This window comes from Nonomuraea sp. NPDC000554 (assembly GCF_040300065.1).
GTDB lineage: Bacteria > Actinomycetota > Actinomycetes > Streptosporangiales > Streptosporangiaceae > Nonomuraea.
This window is the reverse complement of the sequence record NZ_JBEPDC010000003.1, coordinates 74,278-88,392: the sequence shown is the minus strand read 5'-3', so window position 1 is coordinate 88,392 and position 14,115 is coordinate 74,278. Positions and strand designations below refer to the sequence as shown.

The 14,115-nt window shown below is 70.9% G+C and carries 14 protein-coding genes and 1 pseudogene; 6 read left to right on the top strand and 9 right to left on the bottom strand.

Annotation, left to right across the window (positions count from 1 at the left end):
- Nucleotides 1-6: 6 nt before the first annotated feature.
- From ABT294_RS06860 to ABT294_RS06840, 5 genes are all read right to left on the bottom strand, one after another.
- On the bottom strand, nt 7-969 hold the full coding sequence (locus tag ABT294_RS06860; RefSeq protein WP_350804086.1) for a GlxA family transcriptional regulator: 963 nt from the start codon (nt 967-969) through the stop codon (nt 7-9).
- A 162-nt stretch (nt 970-1,131) separates the two neighbouring features.
- Nucleotides 1,132-2,979 carry a serine hydrolase domain-containing protein gene (locus ABT294_RS06855; RefSeq protein ID WP_350804085.1) on the bottom strand — a complete coding sequence of 616 codons (1,848 nt, stop codon included), beginning with the start codon at nt 2,977-2,979 and terminating at the stop codon, nt 1,132-1,134.
- Nucleotides 2,980-3,125: 146 nt separating this feature from the next.
- Complete coding sequence (locus ABT294_RS06850) at nt 3,126-3,521, bottom strand: hypothetical protein (RefSeq protein WP_350804082.1); 396 nt, start codon at nt 3,519-3,521, stop codon at nt 3,126-3,128.
- Between the two features lie 167 nt (nt 3,522-3,688).
- Nucleotides 3,689-5,356 carry a CDGSH iron-sulfur domain-containing protein gene (locus ABT294_RS06845; protein ID WP_350804081.1) on the bottom strand — a complete coding sequence of 556 codons (1,668 nt, stop codon included), beginning with the start codon at nt 5,354-5,356 and terminating at the stop codon, nt 3,689-3,691.
- Nucleotides 5,353-5,655, bottom strand: a complete 303-nt coding sequence (locus ABT294_RS06840; RefSeq protein ID WP_350804080.1) for an antibiotic biosynthesis monooxygenase family protein — start codon at nt 5,653-5,655, stop codon at nt 5,353-5,355. The genes ABT294_RS06845 and ABT294_RS06840 overlap by 4 nt, the downstream gene beginning before the upstream one ends.
- Before the next feature lie 66 nt (nt 5,656-5,721).
- Here ABT294_RS06840 and ABT294_RS06835 point away from each other — a divergent pair, with 66 nt between their 5' ends.
- Together ABT294_RS06835 and ABT294_RS06830 are read left to right on the top strand one after the other, a co-directional pair.
- A complete protein-coding gene (locus ABT294_RS06835) occupies nt 5,722-6,312 on the top strand; it encodes a TetR/AcrR family transcriptional regulator (RefSeq protein ID WP_350804079.1) in 591 nt (196 codons plus the stop codon).
- Nucleotides 6,270-6,755 (top strand): annotated as a pseudogene (locus ABT294_RS06830) (class I SAM-dependent methyltransferase); the annotation flags it as partial. The gene ABT294_RS06835 and the pseudogene ABT294_RS06830, both read left to right, overlap by 43 nt.
- A 381-nt stretch (nt 6,756-7,136) precedes the next feature.
- On the opposite strand, the gene ABT294_RS06825 reads toward ABT294_RS06830, so the two are convergent.
- Nucleotides 7,137-7,616, bottom strand: a complete 480-nt coding sequence (locus ABT294_RS06825; protein ID WP_350804077.1) for a GNAT family N-acetyltransferase — start codon at nt 7,614-7,616, stop codon at nt 7,137-7,139.
- A 257-nt stretch (nt 7,617-7,873) separates the two neighbouring features.
- Between ABT294_RS06825 and ABT294_RS06820 the strand changes: the two genes are divergently transcribed.
- Both ABT294_RS06820 and ABT294_RS06815 read left to right on the top strand, forming a co-directional pair.
- The gene (locus tag ABT294_RS06820) at nt 7,874-8,395 is read left to right on the top strand and encodes a flavoprotein (protein WP_350804075.1); all 522 of its coding nucleotides are present in this window, start codon (nt 7,874-7,876) and stop codon (nt 8,393-8,395) included.
- 126 nt (nt 8,396-8,521) lie between these two features.
- Nucleotides 8,522-9,202 carry a flavin reductase family protein gene (locus tag ABT294_RS06815; RefSeq protein ID WP_350804074.1) on the top strand — a complete coding sequence of 227 codons (681 nt, stop codon included), beginning with the start codon at nt 8,522-8,524 and terminating at the stop codon, nt 9,200-9,202.
- On the opposite strand, the gene ABT294_RS06810 is transcribed toward ABT294_RS06815, so the two are convergent.
- On the bottom strand, nt 9,151-9,693 hold the full coding sequence (locus ABT294_RS06810) for an NUDIX domain-containing protein (protein ID WP_350804073.1): 543 nt from the start codon (nt 9,691-9,693) through the stop codon (nt 9,151-9,153). The genes ABT294_RS06815 and ABT294_RS06810 overlap by 52 nt on opposite strands.
- 74 nt (nt 9,694-9,767) lie before the next feature.
- Between ABT294_RS06810 and ABT294_RS06805 the strand changes: the two genes are divergently transcribed.
- A complete protein-coding gene (locus ABT294_RS06805; RefSeq protein WP_350804071.1) occupies nt 9,768-10,877 on the top strand; it encodes a calcium:cation antiporter in 1,110 nt (369 codons plus the stop codon).
- 72 nt (nt 10,878-10,949) lie between these two features.
- Here ABT294_RS06805 and ABT294_RS06800 read toward each other — a convergent pair whose 3' ends face one another.
- On the bottom strand, nt 10,950-11,699 hold the full coding sequence (locus ABT294_RS06800) for an ABC transporter permease (RefSeq protein WP_350804070.1): 750 nt from the start codon (nt 11,697-11,699) through the stop codon (nt 10,950-10,952).
- Nucleotides 11,680-12,621, bottom strand: coding sequence for an ATP-binding cassette domain-containing protein (locus tag ABT294_RS06795; RefSeq protein ID WP_350804069.1), 942 nt, complete (start codon nt 12,619-12,621; stop codon nt 11,680-11,682). Before ABT294_RS06795 ends, ABT294_RS06800 begins: the two co-directional genes overlap by 20 nt.
- 489 nt (nt 12,622-13,110) lie before the next feature.
- On the opposite strand from ABT294_RS06795, the gene ABT294_RS06790 reads away from it, so the two are divergent.
- Nucleotides 13,111-14,112 carry a GH25 family lysozyme gene (locus tag ABT294_RS06790; protein WP_350804067.1) on the top strand — a complete coding sequence of 334 codons (1,002 nt, stop codon included), beginning with the start codon at nt 13,111-13,113 and terminating at the stop codon, nt 14,110-14,112.
- The last annotated feature ends 3 nt before the right edge of the window (nt 14,113-14,115 follow it).

Genomic DNA, 14,115 nt, shown 5'->3' with positions numbered 1-14,115 from the left:
CTCCGTTCAGCGCGTGTGCTTGCGAGCCTCGGACGGGGGCATCCCGTACCGGGCGGAGAACAGGCGGCGGAAGTGCCGGACGTCGCGGAAACCGCAGCGGGTTGCCACGGCGTCCACGCCGAGGTCGGTGTCGGCCAGCAGCCTCGACGCCCGTTCCAGGCGCAGCTGCTGCTGGTATTCCAGGGGGGTGATGCCGATCGCCGCGCCGAACGCCCGGCTCAGCCCCCGCGGAGACAGGTGCGCCACGGCGGCCAGCTCGGCGAGGGTGTGCGGGGCGTCCAGGTGCTGGGCGAGATGATCCTGTACGCGATGGACGGCAGGATGCAGATGCGAACGGTGCTGGAGAAACGGACTGATCTGGCTCGCCGAGCCGTTCCGCCGCAGGTAGACCACCAGTTCCCGGGCGACGGCCGCGGCGAGTGCGGGGCCGTGATCGCGTTCCACCAGCGACAGCGCGAGATCGATCCCGGACGAGATCCCCGCGCTGGTGCTCACCGGGCCGTCGTGGACGTACAGCACCCCGTCCTGGACCCGCGCTGCCGGGTATCTCTGCCGCATCGCCTCGATGAGCGACCAGTGGGTGGTGCATCGGCGTCCGTCCAGCAGCCCGGCCTCGCCCAGCGCCGCCGCGCCGCTGCACACCGACGCTATCCGGGCCCCGCAGCGCTCAGCGGTACGCAGCCACCGCGTCACCGAGCCCGGAACCAGCGGCTCGTCCGGCCGAAGCCGGGGCCCCGGTACCAGCACCAGGTCGCCGGGCGCGGTCGGCGGCAGCCCGGCGAACCCGGCCAGCCGCAGCCCCTGCGCAGACACCGCCTCTTCGGCGTCGGACGCGTACTCCAGCCGGTAGCCGGCCCCCAGGTGCGCCGCGGCGTCGAAGACCTGGACCGGACCGCCCAGGTCCAGCAGGTTCACGTCCGGCAGGACCAGGACCACCACCCGGCCCGTGCTCGCCACTCGCTCACTCACGCCGCCCACGCTAGCCCGCCCGCACCAGACCCCGGGAGGGCCGTACGGACCGCGCACCGGACGGATCAGGCACTCGCCGACGCGGGCGGCCGTTCAATACCGGCAGGCGCGAGGACGATCTGCGAGCGTACCTGAGGGTGCCTGCAAACCGGCCAGTCGAGGTCAGGCCCAGCCGTAGGCCGACCTGATGGACGCGGCGATCTCGTTGACCAGGCTCGTGTTGTTGCCGTTGACCAGGACGGCGTACCCGGCCCCCAGCTCGGGGTAGCCCTTGAACACGGACTTGAAGCCGTAGTTCGAGCCGTCGTGGGTGAAGGAGAAGTTCTTCGTCCCGGAACCGGCGATGAAGAAGCCCCGGCCCATACTGGGCTCCGGGCCCGCGCTGAGCAGCGTCCGGACGGAGGCCTTGGTGAGCGGGCCCGCGATGTCGCCGGGCGCGGTCCACGCCTTGTTGAGGTAGCACACGAGTTGGCACAGGTCGAGGACGTTCGTGTAGAGGCCGGCCGCGGCCGACTCCGGGTAGCGGTTCCGCTTGCCGGGGATCACGGCGCCGGTGGCGGTGTGCCCGGCGGCGAGCTCGAACGAGGGCGCCAGCGCGTAGGAACTGGTCTTCATGCCGAGCGGCGCGAACACCTCCTTGTCCATGTACTGGGTCAGCGACATGCCGCTCTGCTGCTCCACCATCCGCTGCAGCAGGACGAATCCGGCGCCGGAGTAGTGGTACTCCGCACCGGGGTCGGTGGTGAGCTCGATCTTCGGCGAGTTGCCCTCGCCGTTCATGACCTGGAGCAGCGAGGGCACGGACGCGGTCGGCCCGTAGCCGGCGAAGCCGCCGCCCGCGCCGGCGTCGAAGCCGGAGCAGGCGTCGGCCGGGGAGGTGGAGCCGCGTCCGATGACGCCGGCCCGGTGCGTCAGCATGCGGTCGATCGTCGGCACCGGCGTCGCCGAGACGCACGAGCGGCGCGACAGGGTCCAGTCGAGGTAGGGGCGGATGTCGTTGGTCAGCGGCTGCTTGAGCGTCTGCATGAGACGCAGCACGCCGACCGAGGTGACGGCCTTGCTGATGGAGGCGGCCTGGAAGCCGGTCTCCGGGTGCGCGGCGGCGCCGGTGTCCGCCTCCAGCCAGCCGTACCCGGTGGACCAGGCGATCTTGTTGCCGACCACCACCGCGACCGCCGCACCCGGCGTCTTCCAGTTGCTCATCCGCTGCCAGATGGTCGAGCCGCCCACCGCGTTCTCGACCTGCCGCACCCGGTCCACGGGCAGTGCCGGCGCCTTGCCGCGCGTGCACAGCGACCAGCCGGCGTTGACCGGCGAGAAGGCCACGTTGTGCAGCTGCCAGCCGTCGGCGGTGAGGCTGTTCATCTGCTTGAAGCACTCGTCGTCGATGCCGCGCACGTGGAACTCGTCCTGCGCGACGACCGCCCACCCGCCCGCGCGGGGGAAGGCGACGCGGGTTATGCGGCGTCCGCCCTGCGTCAGGTTGCGCATCATCTGGTAGCACTCGTCATCGACCGAGCGCGCGTAGAAACCGTTCGTGGCGGCCACCACCCAGCGGTTGCCGCCTGCCGGCGGGAAGGCGACGTCGACGACCTGCTGGCCGGCGCTGTAGCAGGCGAGGATGCGTTGGTGGCACTCGTCGGGGATGTTGCGCGCGGACGCGCCCTTGTCACCGGTGATCACCCACCGGTCGCCGCCTTCGGGCGGAAAGGCCACGCAGTGGATCCGCCAACCCGCCTTGATCAGCTTGCCGAGCTCGGCGAAACACGCGTCGGGAAGGCCTCGGCCGAAATAGCGGCCGTCCTGGGTGACGATGACCCAGCCGTTGGACGGCGTGAACGCGAACGACGTGATGCCGTACGGCGCCAACTCGTTCATCTTCGCGTGCGCCTCGTCGGGGACACGGCGGTTGTAGAAGGGGTAGCTCGCCGCCTGCGCCGGCTGCCCGAAACCCACTGTGGCCAGGCCGGCGGCGGCGCCGGTCAGGGCGAGAAAACGTCTCCGGTCCATACGGGTACTCCTCAGGTCGGCACAGGACGGGCCCCTGCCTGGGGGCGCCGGCGGTCAATGCGGGTCCGCTCGAATCCTGGCAGACGTCCGGAGCGCATGATCCCGGGGTCGCCGGGAACCGGCCTGGCTCCCGGCGACGGTGCGGATCAGACGTGGGTGACCAGGAGAGTCACGCCCGCTTCCCCGCCGCAGTCGACGAAGATGGGGCCGACGCCGTTGCCGATCGTCTCGGCGAGGTTCGCCTTGGCCACGAACCCCTTCGGGTCGTCGTTGACGATGCGGACGTTCTCCAGGATCGACTCGCCGCCGATTCCGCCGATCACGGCGTTCAGCTTCTTGCCTCCGCCGCAGTTGCCGGTGATGGTGATCTCCTCGCCGCGCTTGGCGGTGGGGTTGGGGCTGACCTGGACGACCGCCCTGGCGCCCTTCGGCGGCCGCGGCTGGTGGGCCTCGTCGCTGGCGGACGCGCTGCTGGCGCCCAGTCCGAGCAGCCCGGCCATCAGGCTCGCTCCGACGATCGCGGCGACCGTGCTCTTGTTCATCGTGACTCCTCGGCGTCTTCGTCAGTCCGGTGATCCCCTGTCGTGCCGGGACCTGTCCGGTAGTGGCCGACAGGGGCGCCGCGGGTTCTCGTCCGGCGGGAATGTGGCGCGGATCACAGCCGAGTGTCAGCCGCCAGGAGAGGCGCCCGTCGGGGGGCGTGCGTCGCTCACGGCGGGATCCCCTCAGCGATCCAGCGGGCGAACAGCTCGACGTGCTCGGCGGGCCAGGCGCCGTCGCAGGGCATCTTGCCCTGGCGGAGCTTGTCCAGGATGGCGGCGGCGTGCTGGGTGACGTCCGCGTGCGACCAGAGGTCGAAGGCGAAGGTCATCGACTTGCGGTCCATCTCGCGGAACAGCGGCTTGATGTGGTCGGCGAAGCCGACGGGCTCGTCCGGCGCGGGAAGCTCCACGGGCGCCTGTTCGGCGGGCGGCGCCAGGGCGGAGACGCGCGAGCCGGGCCTGGCCTCGCACACCCACCACCAGCGCGGCACCGGCATGTGCGGCGGCGGGGCTGCGCCGGGCTGCGAGTTCTCCACCGCGATCCGCGAACCCCATTCGATGTAGCCGGCGAACGCGGCGCGGAACTCGGGGTCGGTGGGCAGCCCGGCCTCGTCGGCGGCCCGTCCCATGAGCTGCGCCCAGCGGGCCCGCCACTGCTCGGTCAGCGACTTGCCGGCGTGCTCGCCGATCATGTGGTCGTAGCCGCCGTACCGCTCGGTGTAGAGCCTCGGGCCGCCGAAGGTCTCGGCGAGCCAGGCGGCGACGCGTTCGGGATGGTCCGGGGACATCCGGGCGAACAGCGGCGCGAGCAGGTCGTCCTGCGGGACGTACTTGTCGTAGAAGATCTTCGTCATCCGGGTCAGCGCGGGCAGCCCGCCGGCCCACTCGAAGAGCGTGGGCTCGTCGGACATGGGTGGGTCGCTGAAGCCGACGTAGTAGTGCATGCCGCTGCAGAACGGCTTGTTCCGCGACTGGCCGCACCTGCACAGGCTGTAGTGCTCCCGGGACGTGTCGCCGTCGAGCGGGATGCCACCGGTGATCCGGTACGGGCCGTCCTTGGACACCTCGATCGCGGGTTCGCGTTCCGGGGCGGGGGCGGTCCGGCCGTCGACCGCGTAGCCGAGAGCGCCGGAGGGGCAGGCTCGCGCGGCACGGATGATCTCGTCGGCCCGGCCGCCGCTGGGCGCCACGAACGGCTCCTCGCCCTGCCGGAACACGGTGGGCAGCCGGTCGGTGCAGAACCCCGAGTGGGCGCAGACGCCGCGGTTGTCCAGCACGGTGACCTGTGTGCCCGGGTAGGAGTCCTGGCGGTCGGGCACCCGGCCGGGGTCCTTGGCGCCGCTGAACCCGGCGCGGACGTGGCTGCCGTCGCACAGCGGTTTCGTGGCCGACCGGCCGCATCGGCACAGGGCCATCTGGGGGAAGGCCTGGATCGGCTCGCCGAGCCAGTTGGTGATCTTCGAGGCGTTGGTGACCAGGTACGGGCCGTCGGCCGCGACGTCGATCCGGGCGTCCAGATCGCGCTGGATGTCGGCCAGCGCCGCGATCCGGGCGGCCAGGGCGTCGCTGTCCTCGGCGAACAGGCAGGCCAGGTGCTGTAACGCGGCCGTCGCCTCGATCAGGCCGTCAGGGGCGCCGGGCAGGACGCGCAGCCGGGTGGCGTCCTTGACCAGCTCCCACAGGCGGTCGGCGGGCGGGCCGGTCTCGGTGACGTCCGGCTCGGGCTCGTCGACCGCGGCGGACAGCGGCCGGATCACCGTTTCGGCCAGCGGCTCGCCGGGCGCCAGGTCGCGGTTGAGCAGGCGGGCCCGCGCGAGCAGGCCGGCCATGCTCATCGTCCTGCTCCGAACCGGGCGGTGTAGTGCTTCATCTCCTGGATCTGCGGGAAGAAGGGCTTCACCGCGGCGAAGAACTCGCCGAAGCGGGCGCTGCGGCGGAAGCCCTGCTCGTGCCCTTCCACCGAGTCCCATTCGATCCGTACGGTGTAGTGCTCGGGCTCCTCGACGCCCCGGGCGATCTCGTACGCCAGGCAGTGCGGGTCGTCGTCCAACACGCTCGCCGCGGTCTGGTAGGCCTGCTCGAACTCGTCGGCCCGGGCGGTGGGAACGGTATACCGGATGTATTCGATGACCACGATGGACCTCTTCGATCAGCGGACTTTCGTTACATTACAGCATTGTAATGGAATAGGGGCGAGACCATGACACGTAGGACCGGGCGGGCGCGGGACGCCTCCATCGACGACCGCATCCTGGCCGTCGCCCGGCGCCACCTGTCGGTGTACGGGTACGAGCGGATGTCGCTGGCCGCCGTCGCGCAGGAAGCCGGCACCACCCGTCCCGCCCTCTACCGCAGGTGGCCCGGCAAGGCCGAGCTCGCCGCCGCCGCCGTGGCCACCATGGAGGAGCACGGCCAGGACGCGGCCACCGGCGACCCGTTCGCGGACCTCGTCGCCGAGCTCGTCCATTTCCAGAAGGCGGTGACCAGGCCGGGACGGATGTCGCTGGTCGGCACCATGCTGCAGGAAACCACCACCCCCGACGTGCTCGCCCGCTACCGCGCCCGCGTGATCGCCCCCCGGCGCCGCCGCCTCCACGCCATCCTCGACACGGCCAGGCGGATGGGGCTCATCGACGCCGAGGCCGACCTGGAGATCGCCATCACCCTGTGCACAGGCAGCTGGTACGCCCGCGCCCTCGCCGAGGACGAGCCGCCTGAGCGCTGGCCGCGACGCACCGCCGCGCTCGTGTGGCGAGCCGTGGGCGGCCGCCCTCCGGGCGATCACCCCTGACGGCGGCCGGTTTTCACGGGTTTGGGAGGATCTTGGTCGTGGGATACGACGAGTTGATCGCTGAGGGCCTGACGACGCCGTTCGAAGGCTGGGACTTCGGGGTGTTCCGGGGGCGGCTCACCGAGAAGGCCGACGCCCTGCCGTGGAGTTACGAGCAACTGGTGCGGGAGCGGCTGCCCCAGGTGAGCTCGCTGCTCGACCTCGGCACGGGAGGCGGCGAGCTCCTGGCGTCGCTGGCACCGCTGCCGTCCCGTACGGCGGCGACGGAGGGGTACGAGCCGAACCTGCCGATCGCGCGGCGACGCCTGGAGCCGATGGGCGTCGAGGTGGCCGAGGTCGGCGACGACGACGCGCTCCCGTTCGCCGACGGCTCGTTCGAGCTGGTCGTCGACCGGCACGAGTCCTACGATCCGCGGGAGGTCCGGCGGGTCCTGACCCGCGACGGCGTCTTCGTCACCCAGCAGGTCGGCGGACGCGACCTCGAAGAGGTCAACCAGGCCCTGGGCGCGCCCCCGCACACCTACCGCGACTGGACCCTGTCGACCGCCGCGGCCGAGCTCACCGACGCCGGGTTCGAGATCACCTGGCAGGACGAGGCCCGGGTACCGGCCGCGTTCCACGACATCGGGGCGCTCGTGCTGTTCCTGCGGATCACTTCCTGGCAGGTGCCGGACTTCGCCCCCGACCGGTACGCCGACCGCCTGCGCGCCCTGCACGAGGAGATGGAGCGGGGACACCCACTGGAAGTGACCTACCACCGCTTCGCCCTGCTGGCCCACCCACGCAGACCACCCACCCGCGAAGCGCTGTGGCCGGCCGTCGGGTCAGGAATCGACCGGCCTGCTGAGGCGGACGCCCTCTTCCTGGTAGCCCAGGGACGCGTAGAAGCGGCGGGCTCTGGCATTGGCCGCCCCGGTTTCCAGCCCGACCCGTGCGCGTCCGCGACTCCTCGCCCAGGCCTCCGCGGCTTCGACGAGCTGCTTCCCTATCCCGCGCCCTTCATGGCGTGAGGAGACGGCCAGCTCGCCGATGTAGCCGTCGAGCTCGCCCGTGAAGTGCGCCTGCTCCGTGACGCTGACGAAGCCGACGATCTCGCCGGACAGTTCCGCGACGAAGACGGCGGCCCCGCCAGTGCCGGACCGGGTGACAGAGTGCTCGACCCAGCCGTGCACGACCCTGGCGACTGCCTCGGGGGTGCGCCAAGACGCCACACCTTCGGTCAGCCGAGGTGCCAAGGCCGCGACGGCGTCGCGGTCCGCCGGGGAATAGGAGCGGACGGTGACCGGCAGGGGAACGTCATCCATGGGGCAAGGATGGCACTCGGATCAGCCTCGAAAAAAGCCCGACTTCCAGCGGCGGAGCGCTCGCGCCCGCCTCGGCGTGCCTGGTCGGAGGTGGGGCGGCGGCACCCTGCACGCCTGCCTGGTCGGAGGCGGGGCGGCGGCAGCCTGACGGCGCTTTCGGGGCTCGACCAGCCGAGGGCGCTCGGCTAGGACGTGGGCCCCGGCTCCGGTACGTTGCCTGGCAGGGCCAGTGCTTTCGGAGATGCGTGGGAGGGGCAGTGATCGGCGAAACCCTCTACGTCGTCGTGTGCGCCGCCTGGCCGGCCGGCGACGTCGGGCGGCTCGTCGGCATGGCGCAGGACGAGGGCTGGGAGGTGCAGGTCGTCGCCACGCCTGCCGCGCTGGACTTCGTCGACGTCGCGGAGCTGGAGAGGCAGACCGGGCGTCCCGTCCGCAGTCGGTACCGCAAGCCGGACGAGCCGAAACCGCCCCGAGCCGACGCGATCGTCGTGGCTCCGGCCACGTTCAACACGGTCAACAAGTTCGCCCAGGGGATCGCCGATACCTACGCGCTCGGGGTGCTGGCCGAGGCGCCGGGGCTGGGCATCCCGGTCGTGGTGCTGCCGTGCGTGAACAGCGCGCTCGCCGCGCGCGGGGCCTACCGGCGGAGCGTGGCGGAACTGCGCGCCGACGGTGTCCGCGTGCTGGCGGACCTGGGGCCGCTCGCCGAGGATGCCCCCGCCGACGCCTTCCCGTGGAAGCGCGCGCTCACAGAACTCGCCGAACTCCTCGATCGATGACGACCGAGGCGCGCGGCGAGTGATGGCGTGCGGTAGGCGGGGAAGCGCTGGCGTGAGGTGGGCGGGGGAGCGAGACGTCCGAATGCCGCCAGCGCGGCGACGTCACCAGCGGCGAAGGTGAGCCCTGTGACTACTACGATTCCTACGCACACGCGGATTGAACCCAACATCCTCTACTTCGGCACCCCCGTGGTGCTCATCTCCTCGTCGAACGAGGACGGATCCCCCAACCTGGCCCCGATGTCGTCGGCTTTCTGGCTCGGCTGGCGGGCGATGCTGGGCCTCGGGTCGAGGTCCAAGAGCGCCCAGAACATGCTCAGGACGCGCGAGTGCGTGCTGAACCTGCCGTCCGACGTGATGGCCCCGGAGGTGGACCGGCTGGCGTTGACCACCGGGGCCGATCCGGTGCCTGCCCGCAAGGAGGAGCGCGGGTACCGGTTCGTGGCGGACAAGTTCGGGCGGGCCGGGTTGACTCCGGTGCCGTCCGAGACGGTGGCGGCGCCGAGGGTGGCCGAGTGCCCGGTGAGCATGGAGGCGGTCGTCGAGGCCGTGCACGGGCTGGCGGAGGACGACGAGGCGCAGCGCGGCGGGATCGTCGTCTTCGAGGTGCGGGTGACGCGGGTGTTCGTGCACGAGGAGATCCGGATGGCGGGCACGTCCGACCGGATCGATCCGGACGTGTGGCGGCCGCTCATCATGAGCTTCCAGAAGCTGTACGGGCTCAGGCCGCGGCAGGTGCACCCGTCGACTCTCGCTCAGATCCCCGAAGGGTGGTACCGGGGGCCGGACATCGAGAGGTCGCGGTAGGCGATCAGCCAGATGTGCCGGGCGCAGCGCCGCTCGATCTCCTCACGGGTCAGCCAGGCGGCGTGGGTGGTCTCCGACTCGGGCGGCGGCGCGGTGGGGGCGCCCGGCCCCGCCAGCCGCGCCTGGAACAGCACCATGTACGTGAGCGCGCCGTACCTGTAGTCGGACGGAGCCGGGCCGGCCAGTTCGATCCGCTGCCACGCGAAGACGTCCAAATCGGACGGCGCGAGCCGCAGCCCGGTCTCCTCCGCCAGTTCGCGCGCGGCGGCTTCGACGGGGGTTTCACCAGGTTCGAGGTGACCGCCCGGAAGGTCCCAGTCACGCCCATGGTGATCCATGCGCGTCAGCAACGTCCTGCCCATGCTGTCCTGGACGAAGGCGAAGGCCGAGGTCGTCTGTTCGAGCGGCGGGAGGGTGTCGGCGCGGATGACGTCCAGACGATGGGGAACAGGGATCCACGGCACCGTGCTGGTGGCGATGATACGAGTCACAAGAACAGGATATTTCGTGATTAATCGTTACATTAGGCATGATCGGAGGTGCCCCCCGCTGCCGGCGCGAGAGATTGGGTAACACGCTGTACATCATTCGTAACGTACTGAAGCGTTGGACTTTCGTCGTTCCCCTGCTCGCCCTGGCCACCCTGGGGCTGGCGTGGGGCCGTCAGCTGCCCGGCGTGGTGGTCGTCCTGGTGGCGCTGCTGCTGGCCGGGGCGGTGCTGGCCGCCGTGCATCACGCCGAGGTCATCGCCCACCGGGTGGGCGAGCCGTTCGGGTCGCTCGTGCTGGCCGTCGCCGTCACCGTGATCGAGGTGGCGCTGATCGTCAGCCTGATGGTCTCCGGCGGCGATCAGACCGCCTCGCTGGCCCGCGACACGGTGTTCGCCGCCGTGATGATCACCTGCAACGGCATCGTCGGCCTGTCACTGCTCACCGGGACGCTCCGACGGCGCGTCGCGGTGTTCAACGCCGAGGGCAGCGGCGGCGCGCTGGCCACCGTGGCGACGCTGAGCACGCTCAGCCTCGCGCTGCCCACGTTCACGACGAGCGCGCGGGGCCCGGCCTTCTCACCCGCTCAACTCGGCTTCGCCGCCGTCGTGTCGCTCGCGCTCTACGGCCTGTTCGTGCTCACCCAGACCGTCCGGCACCGCGACTACTTCCTGCCTGTCACCCCCGAGGGCGCCGAGCAGGCCCCCGCGGAGCACGCCCCCAAGCCCGAGACGAGCACCGCGATGGCCAGCCTCGGACTGCTGCTGACGGCGCTCGTCGCGGTCGTGGGGCTGGCCAAGGTCGAGTCGCCGGTGATCGAGGCCGCGGTGTCGTCCGCCGGGCTGCCGCAGGCCGTGGTCGGCGTGGTGATCGCGCTGCTGGTGCTGCTGCCCGAGACCATCGCCGCCGTCAGGGCCGCCAGACGCGACCAGGTCCAGATCAGCCTCAACCTGGCGCTCGGCTCGGCGATGGCCAGCATCGGGCTGACCATCCCGGCCATCGCGGTGGCGTCGATCTGGTTGGAAGGCCCGCTGCTGCTCGGGCTCGGCGCCACCCACCTGGTGCTGCTGGGGCTGACCTTCGTGGTCACCACTCTCACCGTCGTGCCCGGACGGGCGACGCTGTTGCAGAGCGGAGTCCACCTGGTGCTGTTCGCCGCGTTCCTGTTCCTCGCGATCAGCCCGTGACGTCCTTACCCGCCCGGAGGCCCCCGACGGCGATCACGAACTGACGCCCGGCGGCACCTCCTTCGGCAGCGGTCAGCGGACGACGCCCTGCTTCATGGCCCGGTTGCCGAAGAACAGGCCCAGGCCGGCGATCACGGCCGTGGCGACCGTCCCGTACAGGACCGACAGGTCGGTGAGGTCGCCCGCGAACAGGGAGCGCTGCGCGTCGACGATGTAGGAGATCGGGTTCAGGTAGCCGACCACCCGCAGCCACCCGGGGCCCGAGTCCATCGGGAGCAGGACGCCGGAGAGCAGCAGCAACGGGAACAGCAGAGCCTGGGTGACGAGGTAGAACAGCGTGCCGTCGGGCGCCGACCTGATCGCCAGGACGAAGGAGAACGCGCCCAGCCCCACCCCGAAGACGGTCAGCAGGGCCAGCCCCGCCAGGACGCCCGCCGGGTAGAGGCGGAAGCCGAGCGGCAGCGCCAGCAGGACGATGAGCACCGCCTGGCAGAGGAGGACCGCCATCTCCTTCAGCGTCCTGCCCACCAGCATGGCGGTGCGGTTCAGCGGGGTGACCAGAATGCGCTCCATCGAGCCGCCGATCAGCTCGACCAGCAGCGAGTAACCCGCCGCCATCGGCCCCGACAGGCACATCATGACCAGGATGCCCGGCACGAACCACTGCCACGACGAGCCCACCGCCCCGTCGAGCAGCGACCCGAACAGGAACAGGAACAGCAGCGGCTGGCCCATCTGGAAGAGCAGGCCCAGGGGCTCGCGGAGGGACGGGGTGAGCTCGCGGGTGAGAACGGTGGCGGTGTCACGCAGGAATGTCGTCATCGGTAAGGCTTCTCCCGGTCAGTGTGAGGAAGACGTCGTCGAGGGTGGGACGGGTGGTCTCGGCGGTGGCGGCCTTGACGCCCGCCTGCTCCAGCGCCCGCAGGTACTCGGGGAGGGCCGCGGCGGCGTTGGGCACCCGGAACCGGACGGTCGTGCCGTCCGGCTCGGCGTCGGCCAGCCGGGCGGCGGTGGCGGCCTCCTGCACGGTCGTGGTGGTGACCGTGATGTGGTCGCCCGCCAGGTCGTTCTTGAGCTGCTCGGCGGTGCCGTCGGCGATGATCCGGCCGTTGTCGATGATCACCACCCGTTCGGCCATGCTGTCGGCTTCCTCCAGGTAGTGGGTGGTCAGGAAGAGCGTGGTGCCGTACGTCTCGCGCAGCCGCAGGATGTGCGACCAGATGTCGGCGCGGCTCTTGGGGTCGAGGCCGGTGGAGGGCTCGTCCAGGAAGAGCAGGTCGGGGCGGTGGATGAGGCCGAGCGCGATGTCGAGGCGGCGGCGCTGGCCGCCTGACAGCGTCCCGGGCTTGCGGGCGGCCAAGGGGGCGAGGTCGAGCAGGTCGAGCAGTTCGTCGGCGCGTCCGGCTGCCTGCCGGGCGGTCAGCCCGTAGCAGCGGCCCTGGGTGACGAGCTCGTCGCGGACGCGGAAGTTCTCGCCCGCGCTGTTCTTCTGGCCGACGTAGCCGATGCGGCCGCGCACGCCGCCGGGGTCGCGGCGGACGTCCCGCCCGGCGACCAGGGCGGTGCCGGACGTCGCGGGCAGCAGGGTGGTGAGCATGCGCAGCGTGGTGGACTTTCCCGCGCCGTTCGGGCCGAGGAACGCGACGAGCTGGCCGCGCTCCACGTCCAGGTCGATGCCGCGGACGGCGTCGACGGTGACCTTCTTGGCTTTGAAGACTCGGGTGAGTCCCCGGGTGTGGATCATGCTTGGTCTCCTCCGGGCATGGCGAAGAAACCCCAGGTCGGGGGCTCGGTCGAGGATGCGCATCATCTTGTGCAGCCGAGAGCCGGTTTGGCAAACGCGAACGTTGCCTTCACAAACGGCTCTGACCTGCGAAAACGTCGTCGGCCGCGGCCCCTCGTGAAAGCCGGTTTTCGGGCCCTGAGATGCGGGTTTCCGAGGTTCTCGCGAATATTTCCGCGCCCCGCTCCGGACGACGCGGCGCGCGCACGCCGATCGTGCCGCCCGACCGGCTAAGGCGGCCCGAGGACATGGACGGCAGGGAGCGTCGCCGAGGGCTGCCAGGCGGCGGCATGGAATCCATTCGGTGACTTGCTCGGGTGACGCCGTGCGACGGAATGGGTGGCGGGGCGGAGCCGCTCGGGTGGGAATTGTGCGCCGCTTTTGGCAACTCGAAAAACGCGGATTTATCAGGACTTGCCACTTTGTGCGGTACTCCGCGATGATCCCCGCGTGAAAAGTCTTTTACTTGGCGCGGTGGTGGCGGCCGTCGGGCTGGCCGGAACCGCGGAGGCAGCCGACGGCCTCGCCGGGGTGGACGTCAGCAACTGGACCGGCGACGTCGACTGGGGGAGCGTGGCGTCCGGGGGAGGGAAATTCGCCTTCGTGCAGGCCACGGAGGGAAACACCTACCGAAATCAGCGCTTCGACGCGCAGTTCTCCGGCGCCGCGGCGGCGGGAATTCCGCGCGGCGCCTACCATTTCGCCCAACCGCACGAGACGGATGGAGGCGCCCAGGCGGAGTACTTCGTCCAGAACGGCGGAAACTGGACCGGCGACGGGCAGACTCTGCCGGGAGTGCTCGACCTCGAGGACAATCCGTACAAGGACCGGAACGGCAAGAACAACTGCTACGGCCTGTCACCCGAGGACATGGTCACCTGGGTCGGCGACTTCACCAAGAAGTACTGGCAGCGCACCGGGCGGCGGGCGATCATCTACACCACCACCAGCTGGTGGCGGACCTGCACGGGCGACTCCGCCAAGTTCGGCGCCAACCCGCTGTGGCTGGCGCACTGGGGCGCCGATCCGGGCGAGCTGCCCAAGGGGTGGGACCGGTACACGTTCTGGCAGTCGGCCGAGAAGGGCACGCTGGCAGGCGGTCAGAACGCGTTCAACGGCACCGAGTCGGAGCTGGCGGAGCTGGTCAACCCGCCGGCCGAGGCGACGATCTCCGGCGCGGCCAGGAGCAGGAAGACCTACGCGGTCACCATCACCAACACCGGCCCCCACCCGCTCACCCGCATCAAGGTGTCGGGCCGCGCGTACGGCGGGCAGCGCGTGGTCAAGGCCCCCGGCTGCGACTTCAGCGGGACGGCGGTGCGCTGCGAGGTCGCCGAGCTGCGACGCGGTCAGAAGGTCACCTTCACCTTCACGACCAACCCCAGGGCGAAGGGGACGGTGGGCATGCGCTTCACGATCGGTTCCGTGGAACTCACTCTTAAAGGCCGATAAGGC

Excerpts from the sequence above, each read along its gene's own strand:
- ABT294_RS06855 (WP_350804085.1), bottom strand. The coding sequence starts at position 2,979 with ATGGACCGGAGACGTTTTCTCGCCCTGACCGGCGCCGCCGCCGGCCTG.
- ABT294_RS06850 (WP_350804082.1), bottom strand. The coding sequence starts at position 3,521 with ATGAACAAGAGCACGGTCGCCGCGATCGTCGGAGCGAGCCTGATGGCC.
- ABT294_RS06845 (WP_350804081.1), bottom strand. The coding sequence starts at position 5,356 with ATGAGCATGGCCGGCCTGCTCGCGCGGGCCCGCCTGCTCAACCGCGAC.
- ABT294_RS06835 (WP_350804079.1), top strand. The coding sequence starts at position 5,722 with ATGACACGTAGGACCGGGCGGGCGCGGGACGCCTCCATCGACGACCGC.
- ABT294_RS06825 (WP_350804077.1), bottom strand. The coding sequence starts at position 7,616 with ATGGATGACGTTCCCCTGCCGGTCACCGTCCGCTCCTATTCCCCGGCG.
- ABT294_RS06800 (WP_350804070.1), bottom strand. The coding sequence starts at position 11,699 with ATGACGACATTCCTGCGTGACACCGCCACCGTTCTCACCCGCGAGCTC.
- ABT294_RS06795 (WP_350804069.1), bottom strand. The coding sequence starts at position 12,621 with ATGATCCACACCCGGGGACTCACCCGAGTCTTCAAAGCCAAGAAGGTC.